The organism is Leifsonia sp. Ger2509 (assembly GCF_055231915.1).
Map to the genome: position 1 here is coordinate 1,400,041 of NZ_JBUYVB010000003.1, position 14,982 is coordinate 1,415,022.

At 69.7% G+C, this 14,982-nt stretch carries 15 protein-coding genes; 7 read left to right on the forward strand and 8 right to left on the reverse strand.

From position 1 onward, the window contains the following. The first annotated feature begins 68 nt into the window (after positions 1 to 68). A complete protein-coding gene (locus ACV7NN_RS06905; RefSeq protein ID WP_463348833.1) occupies positions 69 to 1,268 on the forward strand; it encodes a pyridoxal phosphate-dependent aminotransferase in 1,200 nt (399 codons plus the stop codon). Positions 1,269 to 1,372: 104 nt separating this feature from the next. Beyond that, entirely contained in the window at positions 1,373 to 2,314 is a 942-nt protein-coding gene (locus ACV7NN_RS06910) for an endonuclease domain-containing protein (protein ID WP_463348834.1), read from the forward strand. A 65-nt stretch (positions 2,315 to 2,379) separates the two neighbouring features. Here ACV7NN_RS06910 and ACV7NN_RS06915 read toward each other — a convergent pair whose 3' ends face one another. Together ACV7NN_RS06915 and ACV7NN_RS06920 are read right to left on the reverse strand one after the other, a co-directional pair. Further along, complete coding sequence (locus ACV7NN_RS06915; protein WP_463348835.1) at positions 2,380 to 3,117, reverse strand: LuxR C-terminal-related transcriptional regulator; 738 nt, start codon at positions 3,115 to 3,117, stop codon at positions 2,380 to 2,382. Beyond that, on the reverse strand, positions 3,114 to 4,328 hold the full coding sequence (locus ACV7NN_RS06920) for an ATP-binding protein (RefSeq protein ID WP_463348836.1): 1,215 nt from the start codon (positions 4,326 to 4,328) through the stop codon (positions 3,114 to 3,116). Before ACV7NN_RS06920 ends, ACV7NN_RS06915 begins: the two co-directional genes overlap by 4 nt. Before the next feature lie 113 nt (positions 4,329 to 4,441). Between ACV7NN_RS06920 and ACV7NN_RS06925 the strand changes: the two genes are divergently transcribed. The 5 genes from ACV7NN_RS06925 (at position 4,442) to ACV7NN_RS06945 (ending at position 8,610) form a co-directional block, all read left to right on the forward strand. Then, positions 4,442 to 6,052, forward strand: a complete 1,611-nt coding sequence (locus tag ACV7NN_RS06925) for a PspC domain-containing protein (protein ID WP_463348837.1) — start codon at positions 4,442 to 4,444, stop codon at positions 6,050 to 6,052. Continuing rightward, positions 6,049 to 6,645, forward strand: a complete 597-nt coding sequence (locus ACV7NN_RS06930) for a hypothetical protein (protein ID WP_463348838.1) — start codon at positions 6,049 to 6,051, stop codon at positions 6,643 to 6,645. Before ACV7NN_RS06925 ends, ACV7NN_RS06930 begins: the two co-directional genes overlap by 4 nt. 81 nt (positions 6,646 to 6,726) lie before the next feature. Then, positions 6,727 to 7,614 (forward strand): ABC transporter ATP-binding protein, encoded by an 888-nt coding sequence (locus tag ACV7NN_RS06935; protein WP_463348839.1) that lies wholly within the window; start codon positions 6,727 to 6,729, stop codon positions 7,612 to 7,614. Further along, a complete protein-coding gene (locus ACV7NN_RS06940; protein ID WP_463348840.1) occupies positions 7,611 to 8,423 on the forward strand; it encodes an ABC transporter permease in 813 nt (270 codons plus the stop codon). Before ACV7NN_RS06935 ends, ACV7NN_RS06940 begins: the two co-directional genes overlap by 4 nt. A 46-nt stretch (positions 8,424 to 8,469) precedes the next feature. Next, complete coding sequence (locus tag ACV7NN_RS06945; protein WP_463348841.1) at positions 8,470 to 8,610, forward strand: hypothetical protein; 141 nt, start codon at positions 8,470 to 8,472, stop codon at positions 8,608 to 8,610. 53 nt (positions 8,611 to 8,663) lie between these two features. Here the strand turns inward: ACV7NN_RS06945 and ACV7NN_RS06950 are convergent, their stop codons facing one another. The 6 genes from ACV7NN_RS06950 to ACV7NN_RS06975 form a co-directional block, all read right to left on the reverse strand. After that, positions 8,664 to 9,428: an ABC transporter permease gene (locus ACV7NN_RS06950; RefSeq protein WP_463348842.1), complete on the reverse strand. Its 765-nt coding sequence runs from the start codon at positions 9,426 to 9,428 to the stop codon at positions 8,664 to 8,666. 41 nt (positions 9,429 to 9,469) lie between these two features. Then, positions 9,470 to 10,435, reverse strand: coding sequence for an ATP-binding cassette domain-containing protein (locus ACV7NN_RS06955; protein WP_463348843.1), 966 nt, complete (start codon positions 10,433 to 10,435; stop codon positions 9,470 to 9,472). Between the two features lie 146 nt (positions 10,436 to 10,581). Continuing rightward, positions 10,582 to 11,730, reverse strand: a complete 1,149-nt coding sequence (locus tag ACV7NN_RS06960) for a UDP-N-acetylmuramate dehydrogenase (RefSeq protein ID WP_463348844.1) — start codon at positions 11,728 to 11,730, stop codon at positions 10,582 to 10,584. Between the two features lies 1 nt (position 11,731). Further along, positions 11,732 to 12,151: a MaoC family dehydratase gene (locus tag ACV7NN_RS06965; RefSeq protein WP_463348845.1), complete on the reverse strand. Its 420-nt coding sequence runs from the start codon at positions 12,149 to 12,151 to the stop codon at positions 11,732 to 11,734. Further along, positions 12,151 to 12,597, reverse strand: coding sequence for an FAS1-like dehydratase domain-containing protein (locus tag ACV7NN_RS06970; protein ID WP_463348846.1), 447 nt, complete (start codon positions 12,595 to 12,597; stop codon positions 12,151 to 12,153). Before ACV7NN_RS06970 ends, ACV7NN_RS06965 begins: the two co-directional genes overlap by 1 nt. Positions 12,598 to 13,334: 737 nt before the next feature. Next, positions 13,335 to 14,975, reverse strand: a complete 1,641-nt coding sequence (locus ACV7NN_RS06975) for a PucR family transcriptional regulator (RefSeq protein ID WP_463348847.1) — start codon at positions 14,973 to 14,975, stop codon at positions 13,335 to 13,337. Positions 14,976 to 14,982 lie beyond the last annotated feature (7 nt).

The window sequence follows — 14,982 nt, forward strand, 5'->3', positions numbered from 1 at the left end:
TGACGGGTGCGGCACTGTAAAGTCGGGGGCCGCGGGCGCGCATCCACCCTCAAGCCTATGCTGGAACGGTGACCGGATCAGCACGAATTTCGAAGAGGATCGGCTCCATCGCGGAGTCCGCCACCCTGAAGGTCGACGCCAAGGCCAAAGCGCTGAAAGCGCAGGGCCGACCCGTCATCAGCTACGCAGCAGGCGAGCCCGACTTCGTCACGCCAGACAACATCGTCGAGGCGGCGCTGGCGGCCGTGCGCGATCCCCGCAACTACCGCTACACCCCCGCCGCAGGGCTTCCCGAACTCCGCGAAGCCATCGCGGCGAAGACGCTGCGCGACTCCGGACTCGAGGCGGCGCCCTCGCAGGTCGTGGTGACCAACGGAGGCAAACAGGCCGTCTACCAGGCGTTCGCGACGCTTCTCGACCCGGGCGACGAAGTGCTCGTCCCGACCCCGTACTGGACCACGTATCCCGAAGCGATCAAGCTGGCAGGGGGCACCCAGGTCGACGTCTTCGCCGGCGCAGACCAGGACTACCTGGTCACGGTCGACCAGCTCGAGGCGGCGCGCACGGACCGCACGAAAGTGCTGCTCTTCGACTCGCCGTCGAACCCGACCGGCTCGGTCTACAGCCCGGAGCAGACGAAAGCGATCGGCGAGTGGGCCGACGAGCACGGTCTGTGGGTGATCAGCGACGAGATCTACCAGAACCTCACTTACGACGGCGTGAAAGCGGTCTCGATCGTCGAGGCGGTTCCCGCCCTCGCCGACCGCACCATCCTCGTCAACGGCGTCGCGAAGACGTACGCGATGACCGGCTGGCGCGTGGGATGGATGGTCGGCCCAGCCGACGTCATCGCCGCGGCGGCCAACCTGCAGTCACACCTCTCGTCGAACGTGTCGAACATCTCGCAGCGCGCAGCCCTCGAGGCGCTGACCGGCCCCCAGGAGGCCGAGGAGCAGATGCGCCAGGCGTTCGATCGTCGCCGCAAGACGATCGTCGCCGAGCTCAACGCGATCGACGGGGTGCGCACGCCGACGCCGCTGGGTGCTTTCTACGTCTACCCCGACGTGACGGGCCTGCTCGGGCGGAGCTGGGGCGGCGTCACGCCGACCACCTCTCTCGAACTGGCGGACTTCATCCTCGAGCAGGCGGAGGTCGCGACAGTGCCCGGCGAGGCGTTCGGGCCGTCGGGCTATCTGCGCCTGTCATACGCGCTCGGCGACGACGAGCTCCTCGAGGGCGTGCGGCGCCTGCAGCGCCTCTTCGCGTAGCGCGCCCGACGGCCCGCCTCCGTCGAGTCGTCGCTAACTGCCCTATCCACGCGGCTTTTCGGTCGGTTAGCGCCGACTCGATCGGAACGGTGACGGAGGGGGCTGTGGAGAACGATGGGATGCGCGTGGCGGTGCGGCAGGGTGGAAGCGTGCCCCGCCGCATCCCCCTCCCCGACGACCTGATGAGTGAACCATTCGCTCTCCGTGCGGCCCTTGACGAGGGGCTGACTGAACGGCGTCTTCGGGGCCGCGACCTGCGCCGTCCGTTCCGCGGCGTCCGCGTTCTCGCCGCGTCGCCGGACACTGTCGAGACGAGGTGCCGCGCCTACATGTTCCGGATGCCGCTCGGCGGCTTCTTCAGCTGCGTTACGGCTGCGCTGCTCCACGGCATCCCCGTGCCCCGGAAGTCGGAGGACGACGACAGCCTGCACCTCTCGGTGCCGCATCCGATGCGTGCTCCGCGCGTCGCCGGGATCGTCGCCCACTCCGTCCGGGCGACGGAACGGGATGTGACCTGCATCGACGGCATCCCCGTCAGCGTGCCATCGCGCACCTGGTGTGAGCTGGGCGCGATGCTCGCTCTCGACGATCTCGTAGCGGCAGGAGATCACCTCGTGCATTGGCGACGCGGGACCCTCTCGATCGACGAACTGGCCGCCGCCACCCGAGATTACGCCGGTTCGCGCGGGCGCGTTCGCCTCCGCGAGGCGATTACGCTGATCCACGATCGGTCGGAGTCGCCACAGGAGTCGCGCCTGAGGCTGATTCTCGCCCGCGCGCACCTCTCACCGAGCGTGAATCATACGATCAGGACCTCGTCCGGGTACACCTTTCGCGCGGACCTCGCCTTCGTCGAGGATCGAACCCTGCTCGAATACCAGGGGGACCACCACAGGGAGCGGCAGCAGTACCGTCGTGACCTCACGCGCACGATCCAGCTCCAGGCCGACGGCTGGACGATCGTCCAAATCGGTCCTGACGACGTGCGCAACGCACCTGCCCTGATCGCCCGCATCCGCGCGATCCTCGCGTCGAGTCGGGGCTAACTGCCCTATATACGTGTTCCTTCGGTCGGTTAGCGCCGACTCGATGCCAGGGTGGGTCGGCTGGATCAGAGGAGCTTGCGCTCGAGGGCCCAGGCGGTCAGCTCGTGGCGCGACGACAGCTGCAGCTTGCGCAGGACGGCGGAGACGTGCGTCTCGACCGTCTTGACGGAGATGAACAGCTCCGCTGCGACCTCTTTGTACGCGTAACCGCGCGCGATCAGCCGCATGACCTCGCGTTCCCGCGCCGAGAGCCGGTCCAGCTCATCCACCGCCTCCGCCTGCTCGCCGGCGGCGGCGCCGAACGCGTCCAGCACGAAACCTGCGAGGCGGGGCGAGAAGACGGCATCCCCGGAGGCGACGGCCACAACGGCGCGACTGACCTCATCCCCTGAGCTGCCCTTCGTCAGGTAGCCGCGGGCGCCCGCGCGGATGACACCGACCACATCCTCGGCCGCGTCCGACACGCTCAGCGCGAGGAACCGCGTCTCCGGGAAATCCCCGATCGTGCGCCGGACCACCTCGGCACCTCCGCCGCCCGCTCCGCCCGGCAGGTGCACGTCGAGCAGGACCACGGCCGGACGCGCGGCGGCGATCGCGGCGACCGCCGCATCCACGTCGGCTGCCTCCGCGACAACGATGAGTCGGTGATCGAGGTCCGCACGCAGGCCGGAGCGGAAGATCGAGTGGTCGTCGACGATCGCGACCGTGATCGGGCGCTGCGCGGTGGCCTCCGCGGGCTCTGCGGGCTCCGCCGCCACCGCGTGCTGCTCCGGCGCTCCGCCCGGCGTGTCCGTCTCGCTCATGTCTCACTCCCGTGGTCCAGGTGCAGGTGCACTTCGGTTCCCGTTCCGCCCGCGCCATTCGAGACTGTCGCCTGGCCGCCGGCGCGCCGCATCCGTCCGATGATCGATTCCCGCACGCCGAGCCGGTCCTCGGGAACCGCCGCCAGCTCGAACCCTGGACCTCGGTCGCGGATGAAAACATCCACGCCGCCCGCCGTGTTCTCCACGTATACCGAGACCTCGCCGCCTGCGTGGCGCGCCGCGTTCAGCATCGCCTCGCGCGCGGCGGCCGCCAGCTCCGGGGTGACGGAGTCGACCGGCTCGCCGACGGCGACCACGTCGATGCGCACCGGATGGTCGAGCTCCAGTGCCGCAGCGAACTCGCGGATCTCGGTGGCCAGGTCGCGCTTCGGCGTCTCCGCGCCGGCATAAAGCCAGTCGCGCAACTCGCGCTCCTGCGCGCGGGCGATGCGTGCGACCTCGCTGGATGCGCCGGCCCTGTTCTGGATGAGCGCAAGGGTCTGCAGCACCGAGTCGTGCAGGTGGGCGGCGATCTCCGCCCGCTGCTCCTCGCGCACGCGGGCGGTGCGTTCGGCGATGAGCTCCCGCCAGAGCCGGATCGCCCACGGCCCGAGCAGCACGGCGGCCCCGGCGAACACGGTCACGATGACCAGCAGCCACACCCATCCGGAGTCCGTCCTGCCGGCGCCCGCCGTGAGCACGGCGCCCATCGCGAGGAGGAAGGCTCCGGCGGTCACCCGCAGCACGGTCGACGAGGCCTGCGCCGGCGCGACATCGCTGCCGTCGGCGAACTGGTCCCACGCCACTCCGGCGACGACGAGCGCGACCATGACGAACACGGACACGACGAGGCCCTGCCCGGACCCGCCCAGTGCCGCAGCCGAGACGCCCACGATCCCGCTCACCGCAGCAAGGACCACGAGCAGCCACGCCACCGGGACCATCCGGTGGATGGTCGTGGCGTCGGGCGTAGCAGGGTCCGGTTCCCGCAGCGGGGTGAGCGCCCAGAGCCACAGATAGAGCAGGATGCCCGCGCCTCCCACGAAGGCGAGCGCGACGAAGCTCCAGCGGACGACCGCCACCGACCAGCCGAGGTGGTCCGCGAGCGCGACCGACACACCGCCGAGCACGCAGTCGCGCGGGCGCGCAAGCGGGCGTGCCGGCGGGCGCGCTCCACGCGCGGACGCGCTTCGGCCGGATGTCTGGGTCACGTCAGAATCCAAGCAGGTTTCCGGGCAGACGGCACCCGCTGGGGAATGATTCAGGGTGCGCTCAGGGTGATACCCCATAGCGCGGGCGCGCCGGCCCGCGGGAGCATCGAGACATGTCACAGCAGCAGACTCAGCCGCAACCGGGCCCAGGCGCCGGCGCAGGCTCGAATCGTTTCTTCGGATGGATGCGCAGCCTCGGCATTCCCCGCACCGACGGCTGGATCGGCGGCGTCTGCGCCGGCATCGCGGACCGCATCGGCATCGACCCCCTGATCGTGCGCGGCATCGCGATCGTGGCCGCCGTCCTCGGTGCGCCGGTCGCCCTCTTCTATGCGGCCGCCTGGGCCCTCCTGCCTGACCGCAACGACACCATCCATGCCGAGAAGCTGGTCCGCGGCGAGTTCGACAACGCGATGATCGGCATCGGAGTGCTCGCCCTCGTGTCGTTCCTGCCGTTCACGCAGGGCATCTGGTGGGCCGGGGCGCAGTTCTGGGGTGCACCCGCGTGGCCGGAAGCGATCGGCCGCACCCTCTGGACACTTCTCATCATCGGCCTCATCGTCGCGTTCGTCGTCTGGGCGGCGCGCGGGGCCCACCTGCCTCCCTGGGCCGGCGGTTCGACACAGGATCCGCGAACGGCTTCCGCGGGTTCCGCCGGTCCAGGGTACGGATCGCCGGCGACGGCGGGGTCTGCGGATGCGGCGGGCGATGCGGCGGCGACCGGCTCGACCGCGAGCCCTGCCGCGGGCTCGACCGCTGGCCCGACCGCTGCTAGTGCGGCCGCCGTGGCCGCTGCCGCCACCATCCCGCAGCCGTCTGTCGACACCTCGGCCGAGCCGACCGAGCCTCCCACTCCCCCGACGGACGCGCCCGCCGACGACTACGCCGCCTGGAAGGCCCGGCACGCCGCCTGGCAGGCGGAGCACAATTCCTGGCAGGCGCGCCGCGACGCCGACATGCGGGCGGTCCGGGCGCAGCGCGCGGCGGAGAACCGGGCACGCTCCCAGGCGTATGCAGCGGAGGCGGATGCGCGGCGCCGCGAACACCGGCTCGCGAACCCGCGCACCAGCGCCGCGTATGTCTTCGCGACGATCGGTCTGGCGCTCATCGCATCCGCTATCACTGCGATCGTCGTGAGCAATACTCCCGAATTCGGCGGGTACGAGGTGACCGCCTCCCTCGCCGTCGCCACCATCGTGTTCGCGCTGGCCGGGGTGCTCGCCGGTGCACTGCGCAGGCGGAGCGGGTTTCTCGGATTCCTGTCGATCCTGCTGCTGGTCGCCACGCTGACGACGGCTTTCATCCCGCGTGACCGGCAGCTGGTGCTCCAGCCGGTCGGTGCGTGGCTGGCTCCCACCGCATCCGCCTCGTACACGCAGCCGTTCGGTGACACGACACTGCTCGTCGATTCGACGACCGCCGGCGGCGCGCCGGGCACGCCGGTGATCGACCTCGAGAAGGGACCGGGCACCACGTACGTGCTCACCGACGCGAAGACGACGGTTCGGCTGGAGCTGGTGCTGCGCGGCGCGAGCCTCTACTCGTCCGCCGAAGGTCAGGGGCCCGTTCCGGTGCCCGACTGCCTGCGGACGCCGAGTGGAGCGTGCGGGTACGACTTCGTCGACGGCCCGAACACTACACCCGACGTCATCGTGCGTATCGAACAGACCGGCGGCCAAGTGCTGCTGCAGCGCAACCAGGATCCGACAGGAGTGCAGCGATGAGCGACAACGACGACAAGACCGTTCCGCTGGAGCCGACGGCCGAGTCCGGGGCGACGACGGATGCGGCGCCCGACTCGGCCGCGGATGCTGCGCGCCATGCGGTGGCGGATCCGGCGCCTCCCACGACGACGGATGCGGCGCCCCCCACGACGACGGATGCGGCGCCCCCCACGACGACGGATGCGGCGCCCGACTCGGCCGCGGATGCTGCGCCCCACACGGCGACGGACACGGCGCCCCACGCGTCGACGGATACGGCGCCAGACGCACTGGTGGATGCTGCACCCGCGCCGACCGCCCCCAGCACTCCGTGGACGATCACCATCACATCCGACGCCTCCGCGATGAGCCGCCGGCGCCCCCGCACCCGCTGGGCCGCCATCGTCTGGGGCCTGATCATCGCCGGAATCGCGGCGACGACTCTCGCCATCGTCGGCTCCCCCGACCGGCGGCAAGCGGTGTCCGACTGGGCCGCCAGCCTGACGCCGGGGGCGTTCTGGATCCTGTCGGTGCTCGTCGTCGGCGTGTTCATCCTGATCCTCTCCGTTCTTGCGCTCATCCGCCGAGCTCAGCGCCGCCGCAGCGTCGTCTGACCGGCACCGGGCAGCCGCACGCACCGCTCGAACCCGCGGGTACCCCTGCCGGTCGGGCCGCGTGTCGGGCAGGATGAAGCCATGACCACTGACGCCAGTGCCGCCCTCGACCCGGATGCAGCGGTCTCCGTGCGCGACCTGCGCAAGGATTACGGATCGATCACGGCCCTCCACGGGGTCAGTTTCGACATCGCGCGCGGAGAGACGTTCGGGCTTCTCGGGCCGAACGGCGCGGGAAAGAGCACGACGATCGAGATCCTGGAGGGTTACCGCGACCGCAGCGGCGGGAGCGCCCAGGTGCTCGGGCTCGACCCGCATCGCGGAGGCGTCGACTGGAAGGCGCGCCTCGGCATCGTGCTGCAGTCGAGCGGCGAGGCCGGGGACGTCACCGTGCGCGAACAGCTGACGCATTTCGCGGGCCTCTATCCGCATCCGCGCGACGTCGACGAGGTCATCGCCGCCGTCGGACTGACCGAGAAGGCGAAGACGCGCATCAAGAACCTGTCCGGCGGCCAGCGGCGGCGGGTCGACGTCGCGCTCGGTTTCGTCGGCAGGCCCGAGATGCTGTTCCTCGATGAGCCGACCACCGGGTTCGACCCGGAGGCACGCCGCGAGTTCTGGGAGCTCATCCGGAGCCTGAAGCGCGAAGGCACGACCATCCTGCTCACCACCCACTACCTCGACGAGGCCGCGCAGCTGAGCGACCGGGTCGCGGTCATCGCGAACGGTCAGCTCATCGACATCGGTGCCGTCGACGAGATCGGGGGTGCGGATGCGCGCATTCCGATCGTGCGGTGGCGGGATGCGGGCGGCGCGCAGCACGAGGAGCGAACGCAGCATCCGGCTTCCGTCGTCGCGGCGCTCGTCGCGCAGTCCGGGGAGCCACGGGACCTGGAGGTGATCCGGCCGAGCCTGGAGGACATCTACCTCGGGCTCGTCAAGGAGAGCGAAGCCGGGGTCGCGGCATGAGGACGCTCACCCTCGGCGCCCGGCGCGTCGGCTACGAGACCCGCGTCTACTTCCGCCAGGGCGACACGATCTTCTTCACCTTCCTCTTCCCGGTCGTGATGCTGGGGATCTTCTCGGTGGCGTTCCAGGGGCTCGGCAATGTCGGCAAGAACCCGGACGGCTCGGGCGGTATCACGCAGGCTGCTTATTACCTTCCTGCGATGATCGCTGCGGGGATCCTGCTGAGCGGTGTGCAGAACCTCGCGGTCGACATCGCCGGAGAGAAGGGCGACGGTACCCTCAAGCGGCTCGGTGGCTCTCCCCTGCCGGTGATCTCCTACTTTCTGGGCAAGATGGGCCAGGTGATCGCGACGAGCGTGCTTCAGATCGCGTTGCTACTCGTCATGGCTCGCTTCGCGTTCGGCGTCGCCCTGCCGACCGATCCATCGAAATGGGTCACGTTCGCGTGGGTCTACCTGCTCGGGATCACCACGTCCGCGGTCCTCGGGATCGCGCTGTCGTCCGTGCCGCGCACAGGGGGAAGCGCGACCGCCGTGGTCATCCCCATCGTGCTCGTGCTGCAGTTCATCTCGGGCGTGTACCTGGCGTTCAACCTGCTGCCGACGTGGCTGCAGAACATCGCCAGCATCTTCCCGCTGAAGTGGATCGCGCAGGGGATGCGGAGCGTGTTCCTGCCCGACAGCTTCGAGGCGATCGAGCCGAGCGGAAGCTGGCAGCACGGGGCGACCGCGATCGTGCTGCTGATCTGGCTGGTCGTCGGCATCATCGCGTGCCGGGTGACGTTCCGCTGGATCCGCAAGGACACGTAGCGCCCGGACTAATTACAAGCGTTTTCTTCTGCGTAGGATCGGCAGCATGGGATCCCTCTTCGTATGGAACGTTTTCGTCTTCGGGCTGGTCGCGGTCGTCGTCCTGGCCATCACGCTCGTGACCGTCTGGGTCCGCCGAAGCCTTCGCGAGCGCCGCGACGAGTCGAGCCCGGGAAAAGTCCGCTGATTCGGCAGAATCTGGCGGACTTTTCCCGGGCTCGACGGATGCGCGGGCGCGCGCTACGCGTTGTCCTTGCGGAAGGTGCGCGTGCCGATCCAGAGGCCGGCAGTGAAGAGGGCCAGCGTCCAGAGGACGCCCCACAGCGTGGTGAGCGTCGCGATGTCGCCCTTGAATGCGTCGCGGATGGCATTGACGATGTACTTGATCGGCATGAAATTGCTCACCGTCACCAGCCACTGCGGCGCACCCGTCTCGAGACTGATCGGCAGCAGGATGCCCGACAGCAGCAGCACCGGCAGCGCGATGCTGTTGAGGACCGGCGCGAGCACATCCTCGCTCTTCGTCGACAGCGCCAGCGCGTTCGACGAGGCCGAGCACGCCCCGCCCAGCAGCATCGTGAGGAACAGGCCGAAGATCATGCCGGGGATGGACCCGGTCAGGCCGAACAGGAACGCCAGCGAAATCAGCAGGATGCCCTGCACGGTGAGCAGGACGATGTCGCGCGCCACCCGCCCCAGCAGCAGGGCTGTGCGGCTTGCCGGGGTGACCCGTTCCGCCTCGACCACGCCTTCGCGCCACTCTGAGATGAGCCCGAACCCGGCGAACAGCGCCCCGAAGAGGCCCAACTGGATGAGAAGCCCCGGCACGAAGAACGTGTAGGCGTTGACGTTGCCGATCTGCGCGGCGAGCGGAACGAGCAGCGGTCCGAAGAGCGCGAGGTACAGCACCGGCTGGGCGAGCCCGATGATCACCCAGGCGGGGTTGCGGAGGGCCAGCCGCATCTGGCGGCGGAAGATGATCCAGGTCTGTCGTGCAAAGGTCATGGTCGAAGTCCTTGTCGGTGGGATGCTCGGAGGCGCCGCGCTCACGCGTCTTCGCGCAGCGAACGGCCGGTCATGGTGAGGAAGACATCGTCGAGCGTCGGTCGGCGCACCTCGATCGACGCGAGCCCGACACCGGCCGCGTCGAGCGAGCGGAGCAGGGACGGAAGCTCGCCGCCAGCGCTCGGCACGCGGACGCTGACGACGAGACCGTTGACATCCGTCGCCGCGTCACTGGTGATGCGCGCGAGCTGGGCTGCAGCGGTCGACACGTGGGATTCGTCGTGGAGGACCAGCTCGATCAGGTCGCCCGCGACCTGGCGCTTGAGCGCATCCGGAGTGTCGGCGGCGACGATCGACCCGTGGTCGATGACGAGGATGCGGTCGCAGAGCGCGTCGGCCTCGTCCAGGTAGTGGGTCGTCAGGAAGACCGTGCTCCCCCGCTGCGTGCGCAGATTCGAGATGTGCACCCACAGGTTGGCGCGCGCCTGCGGGTCGAGCCCGGTGGTCGGCTCGTCGAGGAAGACGAGCTTGGGGTCGTGCACGAGCCCCATGGCGATGTCGAGGCGGCGGCGCTGCCCGCCCGACATGGTCTTGGGCTGCCGTTTCCACATCCCTTCGAGGTCGAGTTGGTCGAAGAGCTCTTTGCCACGCTTCTCGGCCTGGGCGGCGCTGATGCCATAGAGGAGCCCGTGGTCGACGATCTCCTCACCGGCGCGGGCTTCGCCGGCGGTCGAACCGCTCTGCGAGACGTAGCCGATGCTCTTTCGCACCTTGATCGGGTCTTTCGCGAGGTCGTGGCCCGCGACCGTCGCCGTGCCCGTCGTCGGTTTGAGCAGGGTGGTGAGCATCCGGAGCGTCGTGGTCTTGCCCGCGCCGTTGGGGCCGAGGAAGCCGACGATCTCTCCCTCTTCGACGTCGATGTCGACGCCTGCCACCGCCTGGACTGCGACGCGCTCGCGCCCCCGCTTGGTGTCGAATGTTCGTGCGAGTCCTCTGGCGTGGATCACCGTGGCTCCTTGGTCGGATCGGGAAGTGGGGTTTCGGTTTCGCGATATATCGCGTCTGCGTCAACTCACGATATATCGCAATCGGATGCAGGCGCAAGCCTAGGAAACCACATGCCTCGGACATGCGGAAGGAAGCGAGCAGACGCCTAGAGCGAAAGCCCGACCAGGATCGGTTCGGGATGCAGGATCACGCCGAACTCCGCCTGCACGCGCCCCTGCACGTACGAGGCGAGCTGCACGATCTCGTCCGCGCGTGCATCCCCGCGATTCGTGAGCGCGAGGGTGTGCTTGTCCGAGATCGCGGCCCGTGAGCCCGGCAGCGCGAACCCGCGGCGGATGCCGGACTGCTCGATCAGCCACGCCGCGCTCAGCTTCACCGCGTACGGCCCCTCGGCCAGCGGGGGAACGTCATCCGGATGCACGCCACCGGCACCCAGTGCACGCACCACGTCGGGCTCGTCCGGCTCGACGGGCCAGCGGGGCGCGGACGATGGAAGGCCGCGCGCGAAATTCTCCGAGACGATCGGGTTGGTGAAGAACGACCCCGCGCTGACCGAGTCGGGGTCGTCGGGGTCGAGCACCATCCCCTTGGTTGCGCGGAGCGCGATCACTGCGCGCCGCAGCTCGGCGACGGAGACCCGGGAGCCGAGCGACACGCCGAGGGCGTCCGCCAGCTGCGCGTAGGCGATCGGTTCGCCGAGTGGCGCGCCCATCGGCTCGTTCGCATCCGCGAGGTCGAGCTCGACGGCGAGCACCACTCCGGCGAGCCCGCGCTTCAGCACGGAGGTGCGGTAGCCGAGCCCCAGCTCCGCCGTGGTCAGGCGGCGCACCTCGCCGGTCGCATAGTCGAGGAAATCGATCGCGACCAGGCTCGATGAGAGCTCCTGCCCGTACGCTCCGATGTTCTGGAACGGTGCAGCGCCGGTGGACCCCGGGATGCCGCTCAGAGCCTCGATCCCCGACCAGCCGTTGCGGACAGCGGTCGCGGCCACGTCATCCCACCGCTCGCCCGCCTCCACGCGGATGCGCACCCGGCCGGCCGGAGCATCCAGCCGTTCGATCCCCCGCGTGGCGACGCGGATGACCGTGCCGGGGAAGCCGTCATCGCTCGCGACCGTGTTCGAGCCGCCGCCGAGCAACAGCCAGTCATCGCCCCCTGCCCAGACCTCGAGCGCGGTGGCGACGAGAGCGTCCCTGGTCACCGGTTCCACGAGGCGGTCGGGCACGCCGCCGACCCTCATGGTGGTGAGGGTGGACAGTGCGGGGGTGGCGGATGCCGCAGACGGGTCGGTCATGTCAGGCGAGAGCGACGCGCACCTGCGCTTTGCCGAGCACGGTGCCGCCGTTGAAGGTGACCGTGAGGTCGATGCGCGCCACCTGCGCGTCTTCGTCGAGCTGCCCGACCTTGGCGACGATCGTGACGGCGGCGCCATCCACCGGGTCGACGACGACGGGGCGCGTGAAACGGACCTGGTAGTCGACGATCCGTGCGGGGTCGCCGGCCCAGTCGACGACCGGCTGCACAGCGACGCCCATGGTCAGCATCCCGTGCGCGATCACGCCCGGGAGTCCGACCGACGCGGCAACATCGTCACGGTAGTGGATGGGGTTGAAATCACCGGATGCGCCGGCGTACCGCACGAGGGAGTCGCGCGAGAGCACGACCTCGCGCTCGGCGACGACATCGCCGACAGTGAGTGCGTCGAATCGAGGCATTACTCGTCCCCTCTGACCACGAGGGTCGAGATCGCCGTGACGACGTGCTCGCCCTGAGCATCCGTGATCGCGGACTCGGCGGTCACCATCGAGAGCGCGCCCAGCGATTTCACGCTCGAGACGGTGAGCGTCGCGGTGAGCTCGTCGCCGGCGACGACCGGGCGGGTGTAGCTGAAACGCTGGTCGCCGTGGACGACGCGGCTGAAGTCGATTCCCGCATCCGGTTCGGCGAGCAGTTGGGCGAGCGTTAGCTCCTGCACGACGACCGGGAAGGTGGGCGGTGCGACGAGGTCGGCGTGACCGGCAGCGAGCGCGGCCCCGACGTCGAAGCTGAGCGGGCTGGTGGCGAGGACGGCGCGGGCGAACTCGCGGATCTTCTCGCGCCCGACGAGGTACGGACTGGTCGAGGGGAAGACGCGCCCCTGCAGCTCTGGGTTCACTGGCACCGGTCCATTCTACGGATGCGCCTCGGGCCGCCTCCTGCTGCGCCGCACGAACGCGCCGCCGCAGGGGGCCGCCCGTGCACACCTTCTGAACGCGCGCACACAGTGCAACCTGGGCACGGGTTCAGAAAGTGGGCGCGATGCTGCGCGGGCGCCGGATGCACGCGGGAACGCGCCGCCGCACTAGGTGTGTCTCACCGCACTAGGTGCAACACGTGCGGCGAGCGGGAACTAGTGCGGCGAGCGGCACAGACGGGGCCGCCCGTGCACACCTTCTGAACGCGCGCACACGGTGCAACTTGGGCACGGGTTCAGAAAGGGGGCGCGGGGCTGCGCGGGCGCCGGATGCGCGGCGGCGCGGCGGGTGCGGCCCGGCGGAAACGACGAACCCCGCCGGGCCATCTGGCCTGCCGGGGTTCGTGCAGTTCTTCGACTGCAGTCAGTTGCGAAGAGCGCCTACTGGCAGCTGTCGCACTGCAGAAGATCCATGGGGTCGACGGGAACTGCGTAGCCGCCAACTGTGTCGCTTTCGTATTCCATGATGGCCTCCCCTTGAAGTCTGTTGAACCGCTGTCGTGCGGTGTCTGCCCACTATATAACGTGAATGACACGATTGTCATTCCACTACATGTAGTGTTTTGAACTTTTTTTCGACTAATTCGAGAATAGGCGCGACCACCGACATTCGTGGTGCGAGAAGCGGCCTACGACGTGGCGCCCCAGCCGAAAAAACCCGCCCGTCAGCGTGTCGCGAGCAGCCGCAGCTGCAGCATCGCGGCGAAACGCGCTTCCGCATCCCCGAGGTCGAGCCCGCTCACCTCGGTGATGCGCCGCAGCCGGTACCGGAACGTGTTCGGATGCACGTACAGCGCCGCCGACGCGGCCGCGACATCGCCGAAGCAGTCGAGCCACGCCCGCAGTGTGCGCACCAGGCTGGAGTCGTTGCGCTCGTCGTACTCGATGAGGGCGCCGATTGGCCCTTCCGGTTCGTCCCCGCGCGCGGCGACGAGGTCGCGCAGTTCGAGAAGCAGCGATTCGGTCTGCACGTCGGCAAGGCGCGCGACGCGACCGCTCACGTGGCCGTCGCGCAGCACTCTCAGCACCCGGTCGACGGTGGCGCGGGAGTTTGCGATGCCGGCGACCCCGGAGGCTGCCGGTCCGATGGCGAGCACCGCGGGCATCCGCGAGCCGACCCGGTCGAGGAAGTCCTCTGCGATGTGCGTGGCGTGGTCTTCTGCCCCGTCGCGGTCGTCGCGGGCCGCGAAGATGCCGTAGGCGACGTCGCCCACCAGCGCGACGGCGGCGCCCGGACGAACAGCCGAGAGGTGCACGGCGAGCGCATCCGCGAAACGCTGCCGTTCGCCGATCAACAGCTGGTCGGCCCGCACCGAGCGCTCGCGCTGCGCATCCAGGAGGAGCGCCGCGCCGATCACACCGACACGCTGGCCGCCGAGTCCGAGCCGTTCCAGCGCATCCCGTGCGCCGGCCGCGCCTTCCAGCGCGGTGCCGACGAGCTCGGTGCTGAGCCTGCGCTGGACGTCCGCACCGGCGCGCACGCGCAGCATGTGGAGGGCGACGAGCTTCGCAGCGTCACGGAGGGCGGATGCGCGCTCCTCGGTGACCGGACCATCCATGGCCGCCCACACCGATCCGAGCACTTCGTCGCCCGCACGCACAGCGAGCGCGACACGCTGGGTGGTGAGCCCCTCGTAGCCGATCTGGATGGGGTCGACGACGACGGGGCGGTCGTGGCGGTACAAGTCGCGGAACACGCCGCGTTCGGTGAGCACCCGGGAGTAGCGTTCGGGAACCTGCCGGCCGATGATCGTCTCGGCGCGCGACGCATCCGCCTCCTCCTGGCGTCCGGAGAAGGCGAGCACACGGGACGAACGGTCCTCGATGGTGACGGGCGCATCGAGCAGCGCCGCGATCGCGTTGGAGACAGCGAAGAGGTCGCCGGAGGGCAGCCCGCCCAGCGATTCGTGCTCCGCGTCGCCGATGTCGCCCTCGGCGAGCAGGGAGCGCAGCAGCGCCGCGAGCTGGGTCCAGGTCGCGCCGCGGGCGAGGCCGAGCACGGCGACGCCGGAGCTGTCGATCGCGGCCCTCACGTCATCCGTCAGCTCGACCGGCGCCCGGACGATGAGGGCGACCACGCCGCGCGTGCCGAGTTCGGTCACCAGCTCGGCCAGCTCGACCGGGTCGGCGATCCCGACCCCGAGCACGAGGGCCCGCTCGGGGTACGCAGGCTCCTCGACCGGGTCGTGGATGACGACTCCGCCGATGTCGTGCGTCACCTCGACGTCGCCGTGCACGAGCTCGAGCAGCGTCACGCCGAGATCGTCGAGGATGCGTCCCAGGCTCGATCGGGGACGCAGGTTCATGGTCGGG

What these genes read in the sequence shown, in the direction of transcription:
- ACV7NN_RS06940 (WP_463348840.1), top strand. Translation starts at nt 7,611, where the DNA reads ATGAGGACGCTCACCCTCGGCGCCCGGCGCGTCGGCTACGAGACCCGC.
- ACV7NN_RS06925 (WP_463348837.1), top strand. Translation starts at nt 4,442, where the DNA reads ATGTCACAGCAGCAGACTCAGCCGCAACCGGGCCCAGGCGCCGGCGCA.
- ACV7NN_RS06930 (WP_463348838.1), top strand. Translation starts at nt 6,049, where the DNA reads ATGAGCGACAACGACGACAAGACCGTTCCGCTGGAGCCGACGGCCGAG.
- ACV7NN_RS06945 (WP_463348841.1), top strand. Translation starts at nt 8,470, where the DNA reads ATGGGATCCCTCTTCGTATGGAACGTTTTCGTCTTCGGGCTGGTCGCG.
- ACV7NN_RS06950 (WP_463348842.1), bottom strand. Translation starts at nt 9,428, where the DNA reads ATGACCTTTGCACGACAGACCTGGATCATCTTCCGCCGCCAGATGCGG.
- ACV7NN_RS06960 (WP_463348844.1), bottom strand. Translation starts at nt 11,730, where the DNA reads ATGACCGACCCGTCTGCGGCATCCGCCACCCCCGCACTGTCCACCCTC.
- ACV7NN_RS06915 (WP_463348835.1), bottom strand. Translation starts at nt 3,117, where the DNA reads ATGAGCGAGACGGACACGCCGGGCGGAGCGCCGGAGCAGCACGCGGTG.
- ACV7NN_RS06975 (WP_463348847.1), bottom strand. Translation starts at nt 14,975, where the DNA reads ATGAACCTGCGTCCCCGATCGAGCCTGGGACGCATCCTCGACGATCTC.
- ACV7NN_RS06935 (WP_463348839.1), top strand. Translation starts at nt 6,727, where the DNA reads ATGACCACTGACGCCAGTGCCGCCCTCGACCCGGATGCAGCGGTCTCC.
- ACV7NN_RS06965 (WP_463348845.1), bottom strand. Translation starts at nt 12,151, where the DNA reads ATGCCTCGATTCGACGCACTCACTGTCGGCGATGTCGTCGCCGAGCGC.